Raw genomic sequence first — 21,483 nt, 5'->3', positions numbered from 1 at the left:
ACTACTTAATTTAACTTAACAAAGTGATGTAGCGCTATTTGTTTTTTGCATCTTTTTTAGCAACATCGTAACTTTATTTCAAACCCACACACCTAACCCCAACAAAAAAATCCCCCGAAACCTCGGGGGACCCCATCATACCCTAACCGCCACCACATCCGGCACTTGCTTAGCAATTTCCTCACCAATCTTTATACTAGCCGTTGCGGCTGGGGATGGCGCATTACAAATATGTAGAGAATTGATGCCAGGGATAATGCAGAAGTCATCAACCATATTTCCGTTCGATAAAATAGCCTGTGCCCTTACACCTGCATGGGTTGGCACGATATCTTTCTCTGTAAGTTCTGGTATTAGGTGCTGTAAGCTTTTTAGGAATGATTGTTTACTAAATGAGCGCACCATTTCTTTTATGCCTTCTTTCATATTGGGCATCGCCATTTTCCAAAAGCCTGCGTATGTCATTGTTTCCATGAAGTCTTTAATATCAAAGTCCGTTTTCGTATAGCCTTCGCGTTTGAAGCTTAATACTGCATTTGGTCCTGCATGTACGTCTCCGTTTATCATTCTTGTGAAATGAACACCCAAAAACGGGAATTCTGGATTTGGAACTGGATAGATTAAATGTTTTACAAGATGGCGTTTTTCTGGGACAAGTTCGTAATATTCACCACGAAACGGAACAATTTTCATATCCGTTAATATCCCTGTCTTTTTCGCAATGCGATCGCTATGTAAGCCGGCGCAGTTAATGAGAAATTTCGTTTTAAATACACCTTGATTTGTCTCAATTGTTACAGCGTCTTTCTTCTCAGTAATACGCTCTGCGGTTGTTCCAAAATGTACTTCCCCACCGCTTTCCTGAATTAAGCGAGCAAACGCATAACTTACTCCTCTATAATCAGCAATCCCACAAGAAGGAACACGGATTGCCCCAAGTCCTTTTACATGAGGTTCAATTTCAGCTAATTCTTCCTTACCTATTTTTTCAATATGTAAATCGTTTTGTAAGCCTCTTTCATATAAGTTATGTAAAAGAGGAAGTTCGTCCTTTTCTGTAGCGACAATTACTTTTCCGCACATGTCATAAGCGATGTCATTTTCTTTACAAAATTGAACCATAGCTGCATTTCCTTCTTTAGCAAACTTCGCTTTATAACTCCCTGGTTTATAGTAAATTCCAGAGTGAATTACTCCGCTATTATGTCCAGTTTGATGATGTGCAAGTTCCTTTTCTTTTTCAATGATCGCGATTTTCGCACGAGGGAATTTTTTCGTTAAAGCCATTCCAGTTGAAAGCCCAACAATTCCTCCGCCAATAATTATAAAGTCATACATCCTACTTCCCCCTTAATAGTATAAAAGGCAGGTCTCTTTAAAAGACCCGCCGTACATATTATTTAGAAAAACAACCACGTTGACGCATTAGTTCTCTATATAAATCTTTATTTTTCTCAAACGCAGCTCTTCCGTGCATCCAAAATAAATTGTTTAAAAGAACTAAATCACCAATTGGTAATTTTAATGCATGTGTTGCTGGTGAGTTTTCAACAGAATATGATAAATCTTTCAGATAGTTTGCTTGTTCAATATTATCTGGATAAGCGAACTGATCAATAAAACAAATACATGGTGCGTTATTCACATCAAAAAACGTTTCACGATAGACGATTTCTTGCGCATTTTTACTTGGTGGTGCTTTATACGTAACTTTAACAGATGCGAGCGAATGATCTCTAAATTTCTGAAGATCTTCCCAATCATCTAAATGTAGTAAACGGGATTCCCCTCCTACTGCATTTTGTTCTTCAATTTTCATCATAAGAAGCCAATCTGTCGGTTCATCAACGAATGTACCGTCTGTATGAAGTGTAAACAATCGGTACGCTTGACGAAGGTAAGAATCACTGCTATCTGTATCTTTCACATTAAATCTAGCATAATACGTTCCTGTCATTGCATCAAAGTTTGGCTCCCCGATTAAATGTGTTAACGCTGTTGCAAATTTCACGTAGTCTGCTGGATCTGCCGTTTCACCTTGTACCCCAATTGTAAATCCGCCCGTTTCACGGTCATGAACAATGCCGCGAATGTTATCCATAAATGATTGCCCAAAAATCTTTCTCATTCCATCCGCAAGATTAAACCGAGAATAAGGAATGTATTGTAATGACTGCTCTGAATGCTCTTTTACCTCTTCAAAAAACTGCTTAAGCAATTGCTGATTTAACACGATATGATATAAACGCTTATGCTCCGGATGAGGAACAATCTCATATCCCTCATATTTCTTTGCAAATTTCATCTTCGTACTTTGTTCTGTAATAATCGACATTTCAATTCCTCCCTAATTTAAATATGAAGAACTTATTGACGTTTTTTACAGACAGTTATCCTTATCTTCTTATGCTGAGATTCGGTCTTACTGCCCTAACATCGAAAAAGCCAGTCATACGCATCCACGACATAAAATCGTAGAAACGTATAACTGGCTCATAATTACGAATGTTCTTTAATCTCTTAAAGTACAATAATAATAGACAGTTTGTATGAAAATATTTGTAAAACAGGAAAGCAAGATCGAATATAGAGAAGGCTAATTTCTCGTATGGATCTTATTAATTAAATAATAATTCATAACATTCTAACTGTCAATTCGTTTTTTATTATTTTCTCGACATACTTTACACATTTTACAAATACCCTTACTTTCAGCACATCCTCTTTTTTTCTCCTCTTGTTTCACAGTTTGAACTTCATTTAACTTTTTCATATTCCTTGCCTCCTCAATATAAAAAACCAGTCGTATCCCTTTAAAAGAAATACAACTGGCTCTCGTTTATAGCTATACAAACTAGACAGTTTTTATGGTGTTGTTTCCTCGTACTCACGCCCAGGCTGTTCATCATTTAAATAACTTACATATTGGCGATGTAAATCCTTTACCGCACTAACGATAGCATTTTGCGCTTTTCCTTGATAATGGTCCATAATATCTTGAACGATTTCTTCAATACCATCTTGCAAACTATGCCCTCTCAACATTTGAGCGACGAAGTCTCTACCATGCTCTGTCGCAAGCGTACATGACGCTTCAATAATGACATGATATTTATGATCTGCCTCAATTGTAATTGTTAGTGTCTCGTACATACTGCGAACAGCCATCCCTTTCGGAAGTCTCGAATGTCCTGCCATAAAAAATGTCCCTTTACGCATATTTCATCCTCCGTTACTATGTTTTTTATCGCTTATACTTGATCTACGTATACTGTCTTTATTCTCGTATAAAATTCTTTCGCCGCTTTTCCTTGTTCACGCGGTCCAGCACTAGAGTTTTTCATTCCGCCAAACGGAACTTGTGGTTCTGCTCCTGCAGTTTCTGAATTCACGTGTACCATTCCGACTTCCATATCATCAATAAACCTTTGCGATAAACTTAAATTATTCGTACAAATCGATGCACTGAGTCCGTATTCTGTATCGTTCGCTAAAGAAACTGCTTCTTCATAACTATTCACTTTAAATAAACATATAACTGGGCCGAAAATCTCTTCTCTCGCAATGCGTGCATCTTTATCGACATTTTCAAAAATAGTCGGTAAAACATAGCACCCTCGCTCCAGTTTAGCTTCGCCTGGCACGCTACCTCCATACAGTAAGCTAGCTTCTCCTTTTCCTACTTCAATCATTGATAAAATAGATTGCTGCTGACCCTTGGAAACACATGGGCCCATAAATGTATCCTGTTCTAGCGGGTTCCCAACTGTAAGAGCTTCAGTGCGCTGCAACAGTCGACCCTTGAACGCTTCATAAATATCCTCTTCCACGATTACTCTACTTGTTGCGGTACATTTTTGCCCCGTTGACATAAACGCACCTTTTATCGCAATACTTACCGCCTTTTCAATATCGGCATCGTTTAATACAACTAACGGATTTTTTCCGCCCATTTCTAATTGTACTTTTTTCTGAGTTTCAACCGCTGCTTTTTGAATGATGTTTCCAACGTGATTAGAACCAGTAAAGGATACCGCTTTTATATCCGGATTTCCCGTTAATTCTGCTCCAACTTCAGAGCCTTTTCCGAATACACAATTTATAACGCCTGCTGGAATGCCTGCCTCATGAAAGGCATTTACAAGATGGTACACCGATTTTGGCGTAACTTCGGCCGGCTTAATGACAATCGTATTTCCGTAAATAAGTGCCGGCGCCATTTTCCACGCTGGAATCGCAATTGGAAAGTTCCACGGTGTAATTAATCCAACTGGCCCTACTGCTACACGTTTACTGTAAAGCATTGTACTTTCATTAGCAGACGGGATCAGCTCTCCAATCGGTTGATTCGCTTCCCCGGCATAATATTCAAGAATGCTAATCGCCCGCTTCGTCTCTCCTATTCCTTCCGCAATCGTCTTTCCTTCTTCGCTTGTTACATCTAGGCCAATTTCATTTACCTTTTCTTTTAAAATAGCTGCCGCTTTCCATAAATAACTTGCTCTTTCTTGAAACGATAACTTTTGCCATTTATGAAACGCTTCTTTCGCTGATGCGATTGCTACTCGTGTATCTTCTACTGAACTAAACGGGAATTCACCTAGTACTTCCCCGTTATGCGGATTATAATTTTTCACGTATGCATTCGTAGAAGGTTCTCTCCACTCACCGTTTATATAATTGAAAAACCTCATTCCCCTGCCCCCACCGTTTTTATTTTGATAGTTTCGCAATAGCAGCTTCTAAAATAGTAAGCCCTTCTTCAAGCTGTTCATCTGTTATAACGAGAGGCGGTAAGAAGCGAAGTACATTACTATAAATACCAGCGCTTATCGTAATGACCCCTTTACTATGCGTTTCCTTCATAATCGCTTTAACCTCTTCTGCTGCTGGCTCTTTCGTCTCTTTATCTTTTACAAGCTCAATTGCAGTCATAGCACCAAGGCCTCTGGCATCACCAATTAGTTCGTATTTCTCTTTCCAGCTATTAAACACTTCCATCATGCGCTCGCCAATTTCTACAGCACGATTTACTAAATTCTCTTCTTCGATTACATCTAAAACAGCTAATGCAGCCGCGCAAGCAGCCGGACTTCCTGAGAAAGTACCACCTAATTGACCTGGCCCAGGTGCATCCATCAAATCCGCTCTTCCTGTTATCGCGCTCAGCGGCATTCCAGCAGCGATTGATTTTGAAAATGTCATTAAATCAGGAGCTACGCCGAAATGATCCATTGCAAATAAGCTTCCCGTACGAGCGAAACCAGTTTGAATTTCATCCGCAATCATAATAATTCCATATTTATCACAAATATTTCGAACACCTTGCATGAACGTAGTCGTCGGAACGATAAATCCACCTTCTCCTTGAAGCGGTTCCAAAATAATTGCAGCGATATTATCACTTGCTACTTCCTCTAACATAAAGCGTTCGAAATACGCTAAAATTTGCGCGTCTACTTCTTCTGGTGTTAGTCCTTCTTCAGCGCGGTAATAGTACGGATATGGTAATTTGTATACTTCTGATACAAACGGCCCAAATCCATGCTTGTACGGTTTCACTTTACTTGTCAGTGACATCGTCAAAAGTGTACGTCCGTGATATGCACGCTCAAACGAAACAATCGCGCTTCTTCCCGTAGCTTTTCTCGCAATCTTCACCGCATTTTCTACTGCTTCTGCACCACTATTCGCAAACATCGTTTTTTTCTTGAAATCACCTGGCGTTAACTCATTTAGTCTTTCCGCGAGTGTAATATAACTTTCATAAGGCGCTACGTGAAAACAACTATGAATAGAAGATTCCACTTGATCTTGAATCGCCTTTACTACTTTCGGATGACAATGCCCAACATTTTGCATACCAATTCCGCCCGCAAAATCGATTAACTCATTACCATCTACATCAGTAATAATCGCTCCTTTTGCTGATTGCACATACAACTCTGTAATATTGTAAGGCCCTTCTGGCACCGCATTTTTTCTTCTTTCATGTAATATGCTAGATTTTGTAGTTGTAATATCTTTCTTCTCTTTCAACATGGAACACAACCCCTTTTCTTATTCTTTCTCTATGCTAACTTCCGAATCTTTTATAATCGTAAAATCATTCAACTTTTGCTTATCGAACTTTCTAACTCTTAGAAAATAACTTATTATTACTAGGATCGTTGCTAGTAACGTCATGTAAAACTGCATCCGCATATCTTCTATAAATGCTTGTGAAACAAATATCGTAATAATCATTAAAAGCGTTGCATATGTGAGATAAGGGAATAACCACATTTTCACTTTCAGCTTTCCAGCCCCTTCTCTCTCCCTCTCTCGTCTTAACCTGACATGTGAAACGGCAACGAACATATACATCAGCATCGTTACCCCGCCTGAACTATTCGCTAAAAACGCAAACAGTTTATCAGGAGATATAAATTTCAACATCGCGCAAATAAATGCAAATACGATACTTGCATAGATCGCTACAACCGGTGTCCCTCTACTATTTAACCGTGAGAAACTAGCCGGAGCATCGCCTTTTTTAGCAAGTGAAAATAACATACGCGAGCTCGTATATATACCTGAGTTCATAACGGAAAGTAGTGATAAAAATACAACACCATTCATAATTTCTGCGGCTGCAGGTACCCCTGCCATATTAAATAAACTTGCATACGGAAGTTTTAATAACTCCTTATCCGTCCACGGAATAAACATAACTAAAATTGTTACTGATCCTACGAAGAAAAGCATAAGGCGCCACACTACACTATTAATAGCTCGTATAACATTCTTCTCTGGATTTTCCGATTCCCCGGCTGCAATCGCGGCGACTTCGCTTCCCGATAAAGAGAAAGAAATAAATACAACGCTCAGTAAGACAGGAACAATTCCATTCGGGAAGAAGCCTCCATTTTCCGTAACCATAGCGAGACTCGGTCTCTCCACTCCCGGAACAAGACCAAAAAACATCGAAACTCCTAAAATTAAAAACGCAACAATCGCAATAACTTTAATAAACGCTAACCAATATTCAAACTCACCGTAGAGTTTTACTGAATATACATTCGTCATCGTCATTAAAAGGACCATACATAAACTCGCCAGCCATGCCGGAACCGACGGGAACCAATTGTTAATCATCACGCCTAAAAGCACCGCTTCAATTGCGATAATAATGACCCAGTTAAACCAATATAACCACCCAATCGTATACCCTGCCCACGGCCCAATTGCTTTATTCGCATACGTTGCAAAAGAACCGCTATCAGGATTTTCCGCTGCCATCTCTCCTAACATCCGCATCACGAGCACAACCATTAAAGCGCCGATAATATAGGACAAAATCGCTGCTGGACCCGTCGATTGAATAATCGTTCCACTTCCTACAAACAAACCACCACCGATAACCCCGCCGATCGAAATCATTGTTATATGCCGAGTTTTTAAATCCTTCTGTAACTCCTTTTTCTCTTTAGCCAAACAATTCACCAGCCCCTCCATTAGCGTGAACGTGCACCATACTCCATTGACAACGCTTTCTAAAAATCCCCTCCTACTTTGACTAAAAAATAAAAAGAGCCAGAAAAACAATGTACACATTTACATTGGATTTTACTGTCTCTATCCGTATGGCTCGTCCTCCTGCTAAGGAAGTTCAAGTGGAAAGAAGCTCCGCTATTCAATTGAACAAAAGTAAACTCGGGCTTGCAGGGAGGCTAATCACTGTCATCCGATAATAAGCTAATCATAATACAAATAAACAGAATATTCAATATTCACTTTTGTAAATTTTATGAATAAAAAAAGAAAATTCTCTCGCCCCGGCACATATACTGTTCAAAAGAAAAAAAGGAAGTGGTCTCATGTATTACGGAACAAAAGGCTGGTACGTAGCTGAGCTTAAAAAATTAGGTGTTCGCTATCATGAAGGACGAAAACTAGAAAGTTACCGCGGACACGTATTACGCAATTTATTAATCGCACAACAAGAGAAGACGCAAGAAGAATAATTTGATATCGGTTGATTCTCTGAATATATCGGCGATTATTCTAATATATCGATGTTTCGACAAATCCCGCCAAATCATCCCTCCATTCCACCAACCAATCACACATCATGCTACAATAATACAAACCAAAAAAGGTCACCCAAACGGGTGACCTTTCCTATTCACAAACAAGAATTTGTCTAGAAAATGATCCTTTTCTTGTGATACAGCGGTCTGTAATTTCAAATCCCGCTTCATGAATCATGTCGTCCATTGTTTCCATCGTGACAACGACTACTTTTTTTGCAATGCGGCGCGCACTTGAAAGAATCGAGAGTTGATCTTCTGGTGTTGCGTGCGTAAATAGGTCGTACGGCATATCGATAATTGCGACGTCGTAGTTCTCAGTAATTTCTTCAATTGGGCCTTTTGTTACTGTTCCTTCAAACCCGAAATGTGCGATGTTTTTTCTCGTTCCAAGAACTACAAGTGGATTGATATCTCTACCAACGATGTTAATCCCCATAGAAAGTGCTTCTACTACTACTGTTCCAATGCCGCAGCACGGGTCAATAGCTCGTACTCCCTCTGGGTTTGGTACAGCGATATTTGCGACAGCTCTAGCAACACGTGTGCTCAGTGATGTCGAATAGCTATGCGGTTTTTTTATATGATGATACCAAACCGGATCACTTTCTACATAGTGTCCGAAGTACCAGCGTCCTCCAAGAGGAACAATCCCGAATACACGCTCTGGATTACGAACATCCGCTTCTCCTTCAATATGCATGCCAAGGTCTCGTTCAATAAGGCGTCTTTCCCCATATTCAATTTTATTTTCTCCAACAAGGTCATTAATTTTAACGAAGATGACTTTGAACGTCGCTCCCGCCAAGTCAATTTGTTCCACTTGTTTCAAGATGCTTTCTAAGTCGTCTCCTTCATACATAACCTCAACGCGCTCTTTAATAAACGGACTTCTACTCGGAGCAATCTTGACTTCACTTTTCAAAATATTAACGTGAGACTCCATCCCAAAGAACGAGCGCATTTCCAAGTAACATAAAGCACGCTCCTCTTCGCGAAACGCATACGTATATATACATGCAGGTGTTTTACTATGATTATTCAATCTATGATCATCCTTTATCATTTTAAATTGTTATGATTACAATTACTCGAATACTATTTATATAAAATTAAATGATATCACATGCCCGAAATAAAGAGAAACCTTTATAATTCATTTAATAAATAAAAGAGACTGCCTCTCAGCAATCTCTTCTATCATTCTCTATATTTATTAACGGTAAGAAGATACGTTATTACCCATTGCTTCATAGTAATCTAGAATACCTTGATAAATAGCTTCTGCTGCACGTTGTCTCCATTTTTCAGTAGCTAGTTTTTCACCTTCGCCTTTAGCATCGATGAAACCTAGTTCAGCTAAAATAGCAGGCATTGTATTGTATTTCACTACATAGAAGTCTTCTGTTTTTACACCTCTATCATTTGATTGAAGTGCTTGTACTAAACGTTTTTGTACTTTTTCTGCTAGTACACGGCTCTCTTCTGAGTTTGGATTTGTTGCTGATCTGTAGTAGAATGTTTCCGTTCCTTCTACTTGTTCATTAAATCCGTTCGCATGAATACTTACAAAAATATCACCTTTATTTTCTTGCGCAAATTCTATACGTTTTTTCAAAGATTCACCAGGGGTATTTCCTGGACGTGTATCATCATCACGTGTTAATAAAACAGTAAATGGTGTCTTTTGTTCAAATAGTTTTTGTACGCGTAAAGATGTATCTAATACGATAGCACTTTCATCCATTTTCACACCAGAATGCCCTGGATCAACCCCGCCATGCCCCGGATCAATAATAATCGCTTTTCCTTCTAAGAAGTTCCCTTGTTTCACTGGGTTCAATTGATTTTTATCAAACCATTGGAAACCACTATTTGTACGAATGCGAATCCAGCTACCGCTTTCTTCAATAACAGTTACTTGTTGTGCTCCATATGTACCTAGTACTTTAGAAGTATGGGAATCCCCTGCATATGTAGTGAATCCTTCATTAATAGCTTCTGTTTTCTCTACTAAAGGTGTCCATTTATCACCGTTACTTGTTGCAATTTTGATCCATCCATCTCGCTCTTCTTTTACTTCAACCATTTGTGGATCATGCTGATTTGCACTAATCCCAGATGTTAATGATGGTCCGTGATATGTAATGAATTTTCTATCCATATATATTTTCTTTGTTTCTACTGGACGATTACTATTCTTTCCAAATTTATCTGTTTGAGCAGTAAGCTGAGCTGCCTGTTCACGCGTAATAGAATTATCTGGTTTCCAGCCGTCACCTGTACCTAAAGAAAGTTTTAATTCTACTAAAATATTTACTTCTTCTTTACCCCAATGATTTTCTAAATCAGCGAATTTTGTGGGAACTGGTCCTGTTACTTGGCTTTTCAATTCATATGCCCTTACAAGCATAGCCGCCATTTCAGCGCGAGTTACTTGCCCTTCAGGATCAAATACTCCTGGTCCTCGTCCTTTAATAATATCCTTCTTTTCAATCGCTGCAATATATTGAGCTGCCCAATGATTTTTTGAATCATTAAAAGATGGCTTCGCGTTTGGATCTACTTTAACGCCAATTGCTGTTGCGATAATCTTTGCCGCCTGAGCACGTGTTAAATTTCCTTGTGGCATAAAGTTACCATCTGGCATACCATTAATTACATTTCTCTCTACTAAATAATAAATTGCGTCTTTTGACCACGCATTGTCTGAAACATCGGGAAATTTCTTCGTTTCTGCTAAACTACTAATTGGATGTGCTAGTAAATTTGCTGCTAATATACCTGCGGCTATTGCTTTGTACTTCATGAAAAATAAATCTCCTCTCGAAACTTCATATTTATACAATTATTCCCACGAAACTAACTATAAAATATTAACTAATAATTAATCCTTTCATAGTTTATAACATTATATATGTATAGTAAATACGTTTTCCCTTCACATAACAAAAACCGTATATATATAACTGATAATGAATGTATATAAAAAAGCGATTAGTACATATTACTCTAATCGCTTTTCCTAATGTATTATTTAAAATTTTCTTTAACATATATATTCCCTTCCTACAAAGGAAGCTTTATCTGATCGATCCTTTCTGCTTTTCCCGTCTCAAGATTTGTTTGGAAAGTCGAGAAGTACCATATTCCTTCTCTGTTATCCTAATTTCCAATAAGAAACTTCCCTTTATCTAAAGCTTTAAAACAAGTTCCTGCAATACCTAGATCACCTTCGCCAATTTTCATTTCGAGTACTTTCCCTTTATGAATATAAAAAATCCCCCCGAACTTTCTTGAGAACATCCACTTAACGCTAAACTTACAACGATACTGCCTATCAATAGTTTTTTCATCTTGTCCCCAAAATGAAAAGCTGATTAAAAATAATATTTTCAATCAGCCCTCTCTATTTGCTATGAAATTATTCTTCAATTAAATTAGACATTACATATGCATAAACAAGCGCTTCTGTATGTGCAATCGAGCTTTCATGCGTACGCTCAAATGCGTGAGAAGAATCAATACCGGCTCCAATTAACGCATGTTTCACATCAAATCCGGCGCGAATCGCAGCTGATGCATCTGATCCGTAGTATGGATAAATATCCACTTTAGATTCAATAGCATTCGCTTTCGCCAGTTCAACTAAATGTTTACGTAAAGCATAATGGTATGGACCGCTAGAGTCTTTCGCACAAATGGATACTGTATATTCATCAGATGCTTGTCCATCACCTAACGCTCCCATATCAACTGCTAAATATTCTACCGTTTCTTCTGGAATGTTTGAGTTTCCACCGTACCCAATTTCTTCATTATTAGAAATTAAGAAATGTGTTGTATATGGCAATGTTACCTTTTCATCTTGCAATCTTTTAATTAATTTTAATAGAATTGCTACACTTACCTTATCGTCTAAATGACGTGATTTTATGTATCCACTCTTTGTAATTTGAACGCGTGGATCAAATGAAACGAAGTCTCCTACTTCTATTCCTAACCCACGTACTTCATCTGCTGAAAAGACACGCTCATCAATACGCACTTCTATATTTTTCTCATCGCGCTTCGCTTCCCCTGCATCTTTGTACACATGGACAGAAGTTTGATGCATTAAAATTGTACCTGTATACGTCTTACCGCTTGACGTTTCAATTTCGCAATATTCCCCTTCTACAGAGTTCCAGCGAAATCCACCAATCATAGATAGACTAAGACGGCCATCAGGCTTAATTTCTTTCACCATGGCACCTAACGTATCAACGTGTGCAGTTAATAAACGATGCTGCTCATCATTCTTCCCTTTAACCGTTAAAATAAGAGCACCTTTATTATTACGCTTCGTCTCTACATTCCACTCACTTACATAGTTTTCAATAAAATTAATAATTTTCGTCGTATTCCCAGATGGACTCGGAATAGAGACAAGCTCTTTAATTAATTCCATCGTTTCTTTCGCATGATGTGCCACTGTCGTTTCCCCCTCGCTTTTTCTACTATTTAGTATACAGAAATTACTATAAAACCTCTACTAATATAGTTTAATTTTCTAAATTGTAATAAAATTCACTTTACCCTAATTTTAATGACAAAAAAGCACAGCGCTACTCAGTAAGCTGTGCTTTTTCTATAAAACTACTCTTCCGAAACGTCCATCAAATAAATCCCTCTTGTAAACCCGCCGCGCTCTTCTTCTTTCTGCTTACGAATACGCTCAACATCTTCAATTGTTGCACCTTCTGCGCGAGCTAATGAAACAATAACTTCAAGTGCATCTGCAAGTGAATCTAGCGCATGTTCACGATCTTTCATCGAAGCAAATTCACGAATTTCTTCTGTACCAATTTTCGCTAACGCTTGTATGTAAGCTTGTCCTGTTAATTTTTGTGCTGTATATGTTTTTCCAGACATTAAAATTTTCTCCGGGACACGATCTCTTACTAACCTGTTATAAGTTGACATCACTTACCTCCTATTTTTAAAAACACCCGAGCTCTGCTTTATCCCGCGTTAACGGGCAGTAAAACTCCCACCTCAAAATTCGAATGGAGCAAAGAAGTTAGGTGGGAGATCAACTGCCCGTAGACGCCCGATTGGTTCAACTAATAATCAGTGGGGGATGAACAAAACCCCCACTGATTAAAGTTTCACTTTATAGAAAAACCACTCTTTTTTCACACAAGCACTTAACATATCAATTCCTGATCCGTGCGCCCTTACTACCGGAAAGAAGTAATGCTCTGGTTCTTCTTTCTTATCGCCGTATAAGGTTTGATACTCATCAGGAATCGCCTCTTTTTTCACATCCCGTTCTTTCTTCACTTCACCAGAGAAAGCAACAGTTGGATGTCCCTCAAAGAATAATGCAGTCCGTACCGCAAGAGATGGTGTACTATGCAAAGCATAATATGTAAGTAAAATCATAACGATAACACCGATAATTTTCTTCATTTATTACTCCTAAAAAAAGTGCTAACACAATTATACTAAAATGTGTTAGCACTTTCTTCCCTTTATCTCGAATTAACAAGCAGTAAGACTAATAATCCGCGGGGGATAAACAAACACCCACGGATTAAAGTTTCACTTTATTCCCCTTTAAATGCTGGTAAACGTTTTTCTAGAAAAGCAGCAATACCTTCTTTATGATCCGCTGTTTGTCTCATCGCATATTGACCACGCTTTTCGAGCTGAAGCGTTTGTTCTAAATTAGAACGATTTACTTCACATAAAATTTGTTTCGTTTGAATCATCGCCTTGATTGGTTTTTGTAACCATTCATTAATTTTTTGCTTCACAGCCGTTTGGAAATCCTCACCGATTACTTCATCAATTAAACCGATATCTAACGCTTCTGTCGCTGATAATTTTTTCCCTTCCCAAATGATTTTCTTCGTCATATTTTCACCGACGCGCTTTTGAAGGAAGAAATGGCCGCCACCATCTGGAATTAAAGCGATTCCAATAAAGTTCATCGCAATAACTGATGATATATCTGCCATGACATAATCAGCTGTTAATGCAATACTTAATCCAAGTCCAGCAGTCGGCCCGTGAATTGCACTAATAACAAGCTTCGGCATCGTATATAACGTCACAACGATTTCAGAAATTGTATTCATGATGCCTTCAAACTTACTTTCATCATTACTTGAAAGCATGGATTTAATATCTCCACCCGCAGAAAAACCACGGCCACTTCCGCATAAAACAACAACGTGAACAGAACTTTCCGCCACTTCTTTCAACTTTTGTAATAACTCTTTTAACGTTGGTTCATCTAATGCATTTAAAACCTCTGGACGATTGACCATAACCGTTGCTACGCGCCCTTCATATTTCACAACAACAGATTCTGTTTTACTTGTTACTTCCATTATATATACCCCTCTTTTCCACATAAAGATTATACTTATATAATTATAGAAAGCATATTAAAAATCCTTCTTTTTTCTTAATTTTCTGTCTAATTTTCTCGTAATTTGTATATATCTCCGTATAAAACATACAATTTCGTTAAAAAATATAGAAATTAAAGTCGGTTTATCAATGCTTTTCATCTATTTACCATTACAATGAAATGGTGTATTCTTAAGTTTGATGCAAAAAAACAAATATTGAAATTCATTCGCCTTATTATGTAAATAAGGCTTTTATCCCCATCTCTTGGGTATTGAACTAAAGGAATGAAGACATGGAGGAATATATGGTTAATAAGTTGAAACAAACGGATAACTACTTCCCGCATTTCCTATTGCTATTCATTGTGTTTCAACCAATTTTAGATTTATTAACGTCTTTTTCAATCTATGTATTACACATGAGCGCAACAGTTGGAATCGTAGTCCGTTTCGCCTTTATGCTTCTTGCATTAGGTTATCTACTTCTTCATAGAGAACAACCTGGAGCGAAAAAGTACATTCTCTATTTATGCCTACTCGGGATCGTACTAGCAATTGGTCTTGCAAATAATATGATGATTAAATCTCCAGTTTCATTTGGCGAAGAAGTGAAATTTATTTTAAAGAGCATATATCCAATTGTGCTACTGTTTGGATATATTATCGTCTTTAAAGAGTTGAAAAATAAAGAATATACGTTGCATAAAATCATTACATATTTCTTATATACAACTTTAATTTTAAGCATCACACTGATTGTTGCAATGCAAACTGGTACAGATTTCCCAAGCTACCCTCACTCAAAGATTGGCTCAAGAGGTTGGTTCTTTGCTGGAAATGATTTAAGTTCTATTTTTGCAATTATGTTCCCAATCGTAGTGCTCTATTCGATTCATAAAACAACTTCTTTCTCGAAAATCTATTACTGGATTCCAACAATACTTGCGATGTATGCAAGTATTATGGTCGGAACGAAAGTAGGATATGGTGCAATTGTTCTAACGCTTGGCGTGGCACTGTTATTCTCATTCATTGAATATATGATTCATCGCAAAAAAGAAGGAAAAGGATTCACATATCTCGTAAATACAGTTGTTGCCGCTATTGTACTAGGAGGTTTAATTGTACTTACACCACATACTCCTATCGCAAAAAATATGGGCATCCACATGCAAATGTACGAATACAAAAAATCAGTACAAGAAGAAAAGGATAGAAAAGAAGGAAAAGTAATTAAAGAAGACCCGGGCGAAGCAAAAAAACATGCAAAAGGTGAGCTAACAGACTCTGAGGTCAAAAGTTTAATTTACAGTGATCGCGATAAGTTTTTAAAAGTATACAAACAATACTATAAAGACGCACCACTATCACAAAAATTATTCGGAATGGGCTATGCTGGTAACTATACGGTTAAAATTAAATTAATCGAAATGGACTTCCACGACCTATTCTTTGCATTCGGAATCGTCGGTTTCCTTATTTACTTAATACCACTTCTATACTTCGGTATTAAATTATTCATTCGCATCATCACAAACTTCAAGAAAATATTAACTGTGAAATATATGCTATTAGCTAGCACCGTTGTACTATCACTCGGAATCGGCTTTATGTCCGGCCACGTATTAACAGCGCCGTCCGTTAGTATTTTCTTCGTCGTTATACTCGCTTACTTAATTGTTGATTTTGAAATTGAATAATAAAAAAGAAGGTGCTCAAAAAAGTCAGTTATGCTGGCTTTTTGAGCACCTTTTTTTAAAATGCATCTAGATAATCAGTTTTTCTCTTTTATATTTAATTAATGTTTTACGTATTCTAAACTTTCTTTTGCGATATACGCTTCAGTTACAGTAGGATTATCTGAAATAACTTTAACCCATGCCTTTCCATTTATTATTTCTTCACCAGTAACTGTGACAACTGCATTTGTATTTAAACGATACAGTCGCTCATTTGATATACTAGGATTCTTTTTCACTTCCACATTATTCATCACACGTGCAAGTTTATACTTGTTGTATTCTTTTTTACCTAAATAAGAATCAAAACGATTCATATGCCCAGCTACTTTTTTACCCCAGTTCGCATCAGATGCATATTTCGCATTTAAACCAGCAGCTTTATCACCTGTATATGTTGCTGTATAACGCCAATGTCCTGGATTTAAATATCCTTCATTCATGTATACTTTTGCTGCATGTTCAATACAATCTTCTTTTGAATTAAATGCTTCTCCATTACCATATGGACTATCGTCTGTTGCTTTTAAACCAAATAAATTATTTTTGTCTTTTGCAAGAGCGCTTGTTCCATAGTAACTCTCATGAATTGCTAATGAATATAAGAATAATGCATTTACATTATACTTACTTTCTACTTCTTTAAATTTCTTTCCTAAACCAATTAATGGAGAGTCTGGCTTAATCGATTTCACATAACTATCTAGTTGTTCAGCTGTATAATCTGTTTTCGAACGTAATGATAAATAATTGAAATATTGATAGAAAGTTTCGTCTCCAAATGTCTTTCCATCTACACTATACATTTGCTGTCCTTGCTTCATGAAAGAAGGTGCCGTACCATATCTAAATTCTGTATATCCAGGTGAACTTGTATTATATGTATAATATCTATGGTATAAATATCCATCTGTTTTTACATAATAAGACGACTGTTTCATTTCATTTGTAGGAATTAAATTGATTTCATTCTTCTTCACATAACCCGTTAAATCAGAAAGTTGAACTTTCACACGATCTTCGCCAACTTCTAGCACTTTAAATTCCGTTCCATACTGAACATACGTATAAACTGTTTGTAAATCGTTACCATAAACATTAATTATATTTTGTCCTTCTACTCGCTTCGCACTTGCAAATCCATCTTTAATCCATAAGAATTCATTTTCATACTTCACTGCATTAATACCTTTATTTTGCGCAGCTGTAACTGCTTCTTTATATGTACTATAGCGCTCTAGTTCTTGCTCTGTCCCATCTTCTCTTACATTTGTCACGACATATTTCTTTGTTTCTACAAGATTACTATTCCCATTTTTTTCAATCGTCTGAAGCATGCGATCCAACATAGCTGAAGCCATACCTCTTGTAGCTGATAAATGTGGTCTAAATGTATTATCTTCTGGATACCCTTTAATAATTTGAGTAGCCACCATAACTTGTACATGCTCTTTATAGTTAATACTATCTTTATCAGTAAAGGTAAGCGGACTTACAGCTATTTTAATATTTTTATAGTCTAATGCTCGCTTTACCATTATAGACATTTCTTCACGTGTAATCACATCATTTGGTGAGAACGTCTCGTTAGTACGACCATTAATAATTTTCGCTCCATATGCTCTACTTACACCATCATATAAACCGTAAGTCTTCGGCACATCCTCGAAGTTCGAATCAGCTTTCGGTAAATCTAAAGCCCTTGCTATGAATGTAGCAAACTCTGCTCTTGTTACTAATTTATCAGGTGCATATACATTCTCACCATACCCCATTAAAACTCCTTTAGTAATAAGTGAACGCATATGAGTCTCAAACATATGTCCTGTAATATCATCATTTGCCGCATAACTTGAAATAGGAGTTAAAAGTAATGATCCCGTTAACGCCACTGCTGTTATACCTTTTGAAAAAGTCTTCACGGTTGTCCTCCTCGTAATCTACGAATTTATTATTCCAAAACTGATTATATACTAATTATATCGGAATAATAAACAAAAATTAATATAAAATATTATTTGTTTTTTATTATATTAAGATATTGCAAACCCATATTGAATCCTTTATGATTTCATATTCAATTCTATTCCTATAGAAATAACTACGTAGGATAGCTCTGTTGTACTTAAATCACTGCAAATATTAACACTATTATTTTTTAGAAATTGCTACGTAAAGAAAAACAATACAAAAAACACTCTATTTTTTTAATAGAGTGTTTTTTTCTATATGATGAACGAGTTTCTTTGTTGCCTGTTCGCCTTGCAACTGAAGCTCATCTATTGTCCGGTGTAAAGCTTGCTGTATATTGTCTTGCTGCGTCATTTGCTTTTTCGCAATCTTATATAAATCTTCGGCACTCCAGTCTCCATCTACACTTCCTATAACTGGTTGCTTCACTTGTCGTGAGAACGAATCAATTTTTGGATCGTATGAAATTCCGACCATTGGCGTTTTCGCTACGACAGAAAAAATAAGAGCGTGAAGACGCATGCCTATTAAAAGTGAACACTCTGATAAAATAGATATTTTCTCATCAATATCCATTTTATCTGGAAGCATATAAATCTCTTCATCCATTAAATCTGCTACTTCACGCGAAGCATCTTGATCAAATGGACTGTGCATCGGGACAAATAAAATTTGGTACCCTTCTTGCTTCAATTTTTTCAGTGCAATAGCTAACTTTTTTATATAATCTTCATTTGCATCCCAATAACGTACACTAACCGCAATTATTTTCCCGTGTAGCGAATGCTTTTGTAACCAATCTGATTGTTTCTCTCGTTTCCATGTTAAAACTGGATCTGGAACGAGTTCAATATCCTTTTTCACTCCAAGTTCTTTTAAATAGAAAAAAGAATCCTCATCTCGCACAGATATGTAAGCTGCTTTCGACAACTGCCATTTTACTAATAAACGATTATGTCTTTTCCTAATCGGTCCTATTCCTTGTGAATAAATATAATAGGGCTTTTTTAATAACCGCGCAAATCCCAGAATACCTGTATAATATAAAATGCTCTTCATACTCGTTTGATCTTGAAGGAGGCTTCCTCCACCGCTAATAAGTCCGTCACTTTTTTTTATCACGTCATAAACCGCCTTTATGTCCCAGCGATCTACAGCTTCTACATCGTACATTTCCCTTGTATAGTCAGGATCATTTGACATCACAACGAGTTGAATATTCGGAATTTCTTTTTTTAACGATTTGATAATCGATTGTAGAATAGCTTCGTCTCCAATGTTATGAAAACCATAATATCCTGATAAAACTAACTGCACTCTTAATCTCCTCCAACATTTGGCAACCAATTTTTCACCCATCATAAGTTGGCGCCAACTCCTTACCTAAAAAACGAAATACTTTAAAATGTATCCTCTTAATAAGCCCGCCCGAATGCCAATACTATAATTTCGTAGTTATATATTTATTTTTTCAAAAATGGTATTTGTTTTTTTGATATCCAGTTTAATTTCAAAGCACATACCCCATACAAAATTGTCGTAATAGTAAGTGCTACACCACTATAAAATAGCGTAATTATTCTTGACGATGTAACCTCTATAATAGTAGATAGTTCATACAATCCTAATCCAAAAATACAAGCTATTCCTATTACAGCAAAAAATCTTCCTATATGAATAGGATAGGAAAGAGATTTTCGAATACACAGATGATTTACGATACAGATTAACATATATATAATCAATGTGCTATAAGCCGCCCCATCGATGCCAAACTTTCTCACTAATACGATGTTTAACAATACTTTCACAGAGCTTGCTCCAATAACAATCCATGCAGCTTGTGCAGAGCGGTTAATCCCTTGTAAAATCCCTATTGATAATACCATAACCGATGTAAAATACGAACTACCAATTATAACCGCTAACATACCGCTTCCTTTTGCATCTGTGAACAATCCCTCATTTAATGGTACTGTTAATGCCATTAACCATATTGTTAATGGCGCTGTCAAAACATGCACTAGTCTGTTTGTATTTTGAACTGTTATTTTCGCTAAATTTATATCTCTTTTTGCTAATGCAGACGTTAATAGCGGTATTAACGGAAATACAATTGCACTTGCGAAAACAACAATTAATTGCGTGAATGCAAAGCCACGGCTATATATTCCAAATTGCGCTTGAATCTCTGTCGATGATCCTTGTAACACATGTGGCACTGTAAGAGAGTCTACTAAGTTTAAAAGTGGCATTGATAAAGCCCCTATAGCAATTGGAATCGATACCTGTAGTATCCTTTTCCCATCTTCTCTTAAATCTCGAAGCGAATACGAGGTGTCCTTATAATAGTATGGACTTTTATTATACTTCATACGCAAATATATAAGTGAACCAATTACTCCGAGAAAAGATCCAACCATTGCACCACTAGTAATAACCGCACTACTCTTATTCCAATATACTAGTATATAAGCGATTATTAACATAAATAATACTCGCACAAATTGCTCAATTACTTGTGATATCCCCGTCGGTTTCATATCACCGAACCCTTGAAAATAACCACGATAAACCGCCATATATGGTGCAACAAGTAGCGCCAATGAAGTAACAAGTAACGGCAACCTTGTTTCTTGTCCACCAAGCATATTTGCAATTTCAGTAGAAAATAATATAATCATGAAACATCCGAAAGCTCCAAATGCCACTCCTATAATCGATGCCGATTTAAATAATTTCGCAATTCCTTTTTGATTATTTTTTTCATGCAACTCCGCAATCAATTTCGAAATTGCTAGCGGAACACCAGCTACTGATAATGTAAGAGCAATCATATATACAGGAAAAACAAGACGAAAAATACCAAGCACTTCATCTCCTGCAATATTTTGCAATGGAATTTGAAAGAAACTCCCAAGCAATTTCGACAAAAAAGTTGTAATTGTTAAAATTGCTGCACCTTTTACAAACTTCTTATTCATGTTCCTTCTCTTTTCTTTTCTTTTATCATTCTTAACCAAGAAGACTCCTTCCTCAATTTGTGTGTAAGTGTAAAACACAAATTGAGGAAGATGAATCGGCTTTTTGTATAGAAAAACATATGTTTTTTTGTACAAATTTCTCATTGAAAACTGAAGATATGAGGTTGTAGCGGGTATACAATGTAAAATCTTCAACGTAAAATTCTGGACCTAGCGAAAACCAAGCCATTCAGGGACGTATGGATCCAATCAGTATACAATTTTTTGCACTGTAGGAAATACGGATAAAGCCTACTAAAATAACTAGCGGGGC

Annotated in this window: 17 protein-coding genes and 2 pseudogenes; 2 read left to right on the top strand and 17 right to left on the bottom strand. The window is 36.8% G+C overall.

What is annotated here, in order from left to right:
• Positions 1–135: 135 nt before the first annotated feature.
• The 7 genes from lhgO to EXW56_RS04535 all read right to left on the bottom strand — a co-directional run bounded on the left by lhgO (position 136) and on the right by EXW56_RS04535 (position 7,485).
• Positions 136–1,338: an L-2-hydroxyglutarate oxidase gene (gene lhgO / locus EXW56_RS04560; RefSeq protein ID WP_002201605.1), complete on the bottom strand. Its 1,203-nt coding sequence runs from the start codon at positions 1,336–1,338 to the stop codon at positions 136–138.
• A gap of 58 nt (positions 1,339–1,396) precedes the next feature.
• A complete protein-coding gene (gene glaH / locus EXW56_RS04555) occupies positions 1,397–2,335 on the bottom strand; it encodes a glutarate dioxygenase GlaH (RefSeq protein ID WP_002201606.1) in 939 nt (312 codons plus the stop codon).
• A gap of 309 nt (positions 2,336–2,644) precedes the next feature.
• Positions 2,645–2,773: a hypothetical protein gene (locus EXW56_RS27830; RefSeq protein ID WP_002201607.1), complete on the bottom strand. Its 129-nt coding sequence runs from the start codon at positions 2,771–2,773 to the stop codon at positions 2,645–2,647.
• A 92-nt stretch (positions 2,774–2,865) separates the two neighbouring features.
• Positions 2,866–3,219, bottom strand: a complete 354-nt coding sequence (locus EXW56_RS04550; RefSeq protein ID WP_002114774.1) for a DUF3870 domain-containing protein — start codon at positions 3,217–3,219, stop codon at positions 2,866–2,868.
• A 32-nt stretch (positions 3,220–3,251) separates the two neighbouring features.
• Positions 3,252–4,694 carry an aldehyde dehydrogenase family protein gene (locus tag EXW56_RS04545; RefSeq protein WP_215597221.1) on the bottom strand — a complete coding sequence of 481 codons (1,443 nt, stop codon included), beginning with the start codon at positions 4,692–4,694 and terminating at the stop codon, positions 3,252–3,254.
• A 19-nt stretch (positions 4,695–4,713) separates the two neighbouring features.
• Entirely contained in the window at positions 4,714–6,042 is a 1,329-nt protein-coding gene (gene gabT, locus EXW56_RS04540) for a 4-aminobutyrate--2-oxoglutarate transaminase (RefSeq protein ID WP_215597220.1), read from the bottom strand.
• An 18-nt stretch (positions 6,043–6,060) separates the two neighbouring features.
• Positions 6,061–7,485, bottom strand: a complete 1,425-nt coding sequence (locus tag EXW56_RS04535; RefSeq protein WP_002114778.1) for an amino acid permease — start codon at positions 7,483–7,485, stop codon at positions 6,061–6,063.
• A 304-nt stretch (positions 7,486–7,789) separates the two neighbouring features.
• On the opposite strand from EXW56_RS04535, the pseudogene EXW56_RS04530 reads away from it, so the two are divergent.
• Positions 7,790–8,006: pseudogene (locus EXW56_RS04530) on the top strand (YflJ family protein).
• Positions 8,007–8,163: 157 nt separating this feature from the next.
• Here EXW56_RS04530 and EXW56_RS04525 read toward each other — a convergent pair.
• From EXW56_RS04525 to EXW56_RS04495, 7 genes and pseudogenes are all read right to left on the bottom strand, one after another.
• Complete coding sequence (locus tag EXW56_RS04525) at positions 8,164–9,117, bottom strand: TRM11 family SAM-dependent methyltransferase (RefSeq protein ID WP_199661097.1); 954 nt, start codon at positions 9,115–9,117, stop codon at positions 8,164–8,166.
• Between the two features lie 171 nt (positions 9,118–9,288).
• The gene (locus EXW56_RS04520; RefSeq protein ID WP_215597219.1) at positions 9,289–10,881 is read right to left on the bottom strand and encodes an N-acetylmuramoyl-L-alanine amidase; all 1,593 of its coding nucleotides are present in this window, start codon (positions 10,879–10,881) and stop codon (positions 9,289–9,291) included.
• Positions 10,882–11,141: 260 nt separating this feature from the next.
• Positions 11,142–11,351: pseudogene (locus EXW56_RS27905) on the bottom strand (hypothetical protein); the annotation flags it as partial.
• A 145-nt stretch (positions 11,352–11,496) separates the two neighbouring features.
• Positions 11,497–12,546: a M42 family metallopeptidase gene (locus EXW56_RS04510; RefSeq protein ID WP_215597218.1), complete on the bottom strand. Its 1,050-nt coding sequence runs from the start codon at positions 12,544–12,546 to the stop codon at positions 11,497–11,499.
• A 164-nt stretch (positions 12,547–12,710) separates the two neighbouring features.
• Positions 12,711–13,037: a nucleoside triphosphate pyrophosphohydrolase gene (locus tag EXW56_RS04505; protein ID WP_002201613.1), complete on the bottom strand. Its 327-nt coding sequence runs from the start codon at positions 13,035–13,037 to the stop codon at positions 12,711–12,713.
• 177 nt (positions 13,038–13,214) lie between these two features.
• Positions 13,215–13,526, bottom strand: a complete 312-nt coding sequence (locus EXW56_RS04500) for a hypothetical protein (RefSeq protein ID WP_215597217.1) — start codon at positions 13,524–13,526, stop codon at positions 13,215–13,217.
• Between the two features lie 137 nt (positions 13,527–13,663).
• Positions 13,664–14,452: an enoyl-CoA hydratase gene (locus EXW56_RS04495; protein ID WP_002010905.1), complete on the bottom strand. Its 789-nt coding sequence runs from the start codon at positions 14,450–14,452 to the stop codon at positions 13,664–13,666.
• 329 nt (positions 14,453–14,781) lie between these two features.
• Between EXW56_RS04495 and EXW56_RS04490 the strand changes: the two genes are divergently transcribed.
• Entirely contained in the window at positions 14,782–16,176 is a 1,395-nt protein-coding gene (locus EXW56_RS04490; protein ID WP_002159108.1) for an O-antigen ligase family protein, read from the top strand.
• A gap of 98 nt (positions 16,177–16,274) precedes the next feature.
• Here the strand turns inward: EXW56_RS04490 and EXW56_RS04485 are convergent, their stop codons facing one another.
• The 3 genes from EXW56_RS04485 to EXW56_RS04475 all read right to left on the bottom strand — a co-directional run bounded on the left by EXW56_RS04485 (position 16,275) and on the right by EXW56_RS04475 (position 21,170).
• Complete coding sequence (locus EXW56_RS04485; RefSeq protein WP_215597216.1) at positions 16,275–18,137, bottom strand: S-layer homology domain-containing protein; 1,863 nt, start codon at positions 18,135–18,137, stop codon at positions 16,275–16,277.
• Positions 18,138–18,414: 277 nt separating this feature from the next.
• Positions 18,415–19,503, bottom strand: a complete 1,089-nt coding sequence (gene csaB, locus EXW56_RS04480; RefSeq protein WP_002201616.1) for a polysaccharide pyruvyl transferase CsaB — start codon at positions 19,501–19,503, stop codon at positions 18,415–18,417.
• A gap of 146 nt (positions 19,504–19,649) precedes the next feature.
• Complete coding sequence (locus tag EXW56_RS04475) at positions 19,650–21,170, bottom strand: putative polysaccharide biosynthesis protein (protein ID WP_215558036.1); 1,521 nt, start codon at positions 21,168–21,170, stop codon at positions 19,650–19,652.
• Positions 21,171–21,483: the final 313 nt, after the last annotated feature.

Origin of the sequence: Bacillus mycoides (genome assembly GCF_018742245.1) — a bacterium.
GTDB lineage: Bacteria > Bacillota > Bacilli > Bacillales > Bacillaceae_G > Bacillus_A > Bacillus_A cereus_U.
Note: the sequence above shows the minus strand (reverse complement) of the source record. Positions and strands in the feature narration are given on the sequence as shown.

Excerpts from the sequence above, each read along its gene's own strand:
- lhgO (WP_002201605.1), bottom strand. The coding sequence starts at position 1,338 with ATGTATGACTTTATAATTATTGGCGGAGGAATTGTTGGGCTTTCAACT.
- glaH (WP_002201606.1), bottom strand. The coding sequence starts at position 2,335 with ATGTCGATTATTACAGAACAAAGTACGAAGATGAAATTTGCAAAGAAA.
- EXW56_RS27830 (WP_002201607.1), bottom strand. The coding sequence starts at position 2,773 with ATGAAAAAGTTAAATGAAGTTCAAACTGTGAAACAAGAGGAGAAAAAA.
- EXW56_RS04550 (WP_002114774.1), bottom strand. The coding sequence starts at position 3,219 with ATGCGTAAAGGGACATTTTTTATGGCAGGACATTCGAGACTTCCGAAA.
- EXW56_RS04545 (WP_215597221.1), bottom strand. The coding sequence starts at position 4,694 with ATGAGGTTTTTCAATTATATAAACGGTGAGTGGAGAGAACCTTCTACG.
- gabT (WP_215597220.1), bottom strand. The coding sequence starts at position 6,042 with ATGTTGAAAGAGAAGAAAGATATTACAACTACAAAATCTAGCATATTA.
- EXW56_RS04520 (WP_215597219.1), bottom strand. The coding sequence starts at position 10,881 with ATGAAGTACAAAGCAATAGCCGCAGGTATATTAGCAGCAAATTTACTA.
- EXW56_RS04505 (WP_002201613.1), bottom strand. The coding sequence starts at position 13,037 with ATGTCAACTTATAACAGGTTAGTAAGAGATCGTGTCCCGGAGAAAATT.
- EXW56_RS04500 (WP_215597217.1), bottom strand. The coding sequence starts at position 13,526 with ATGAAGAAAATTATCGGTGTTATCGTTATGATTTTACTTACATATTAT.
- EXW56_RS04495 (WP_002010905.1), bottom strand. The coding sequence starts at position 14,452 with ATGGAAGTAACAAGTAAAACAGAATCTGTTGTTGTGAAATATGAAGGG.
- EXW56_RS04490 (WP_002159108.1), top strand. The coding sequence starts at position 14,782 with ATGGTTAATAAGTTGAAACAAACGGATAACTACTTCCCGCATTTCCTA.
- EXW56_RS04475 (WP_215558036.1), bottom strand. The coding sequence starts at position 21,170 with ATGAATAAGAAGTTTGTAAAAGGTGCAGCAATTTTAACAATTACAACT.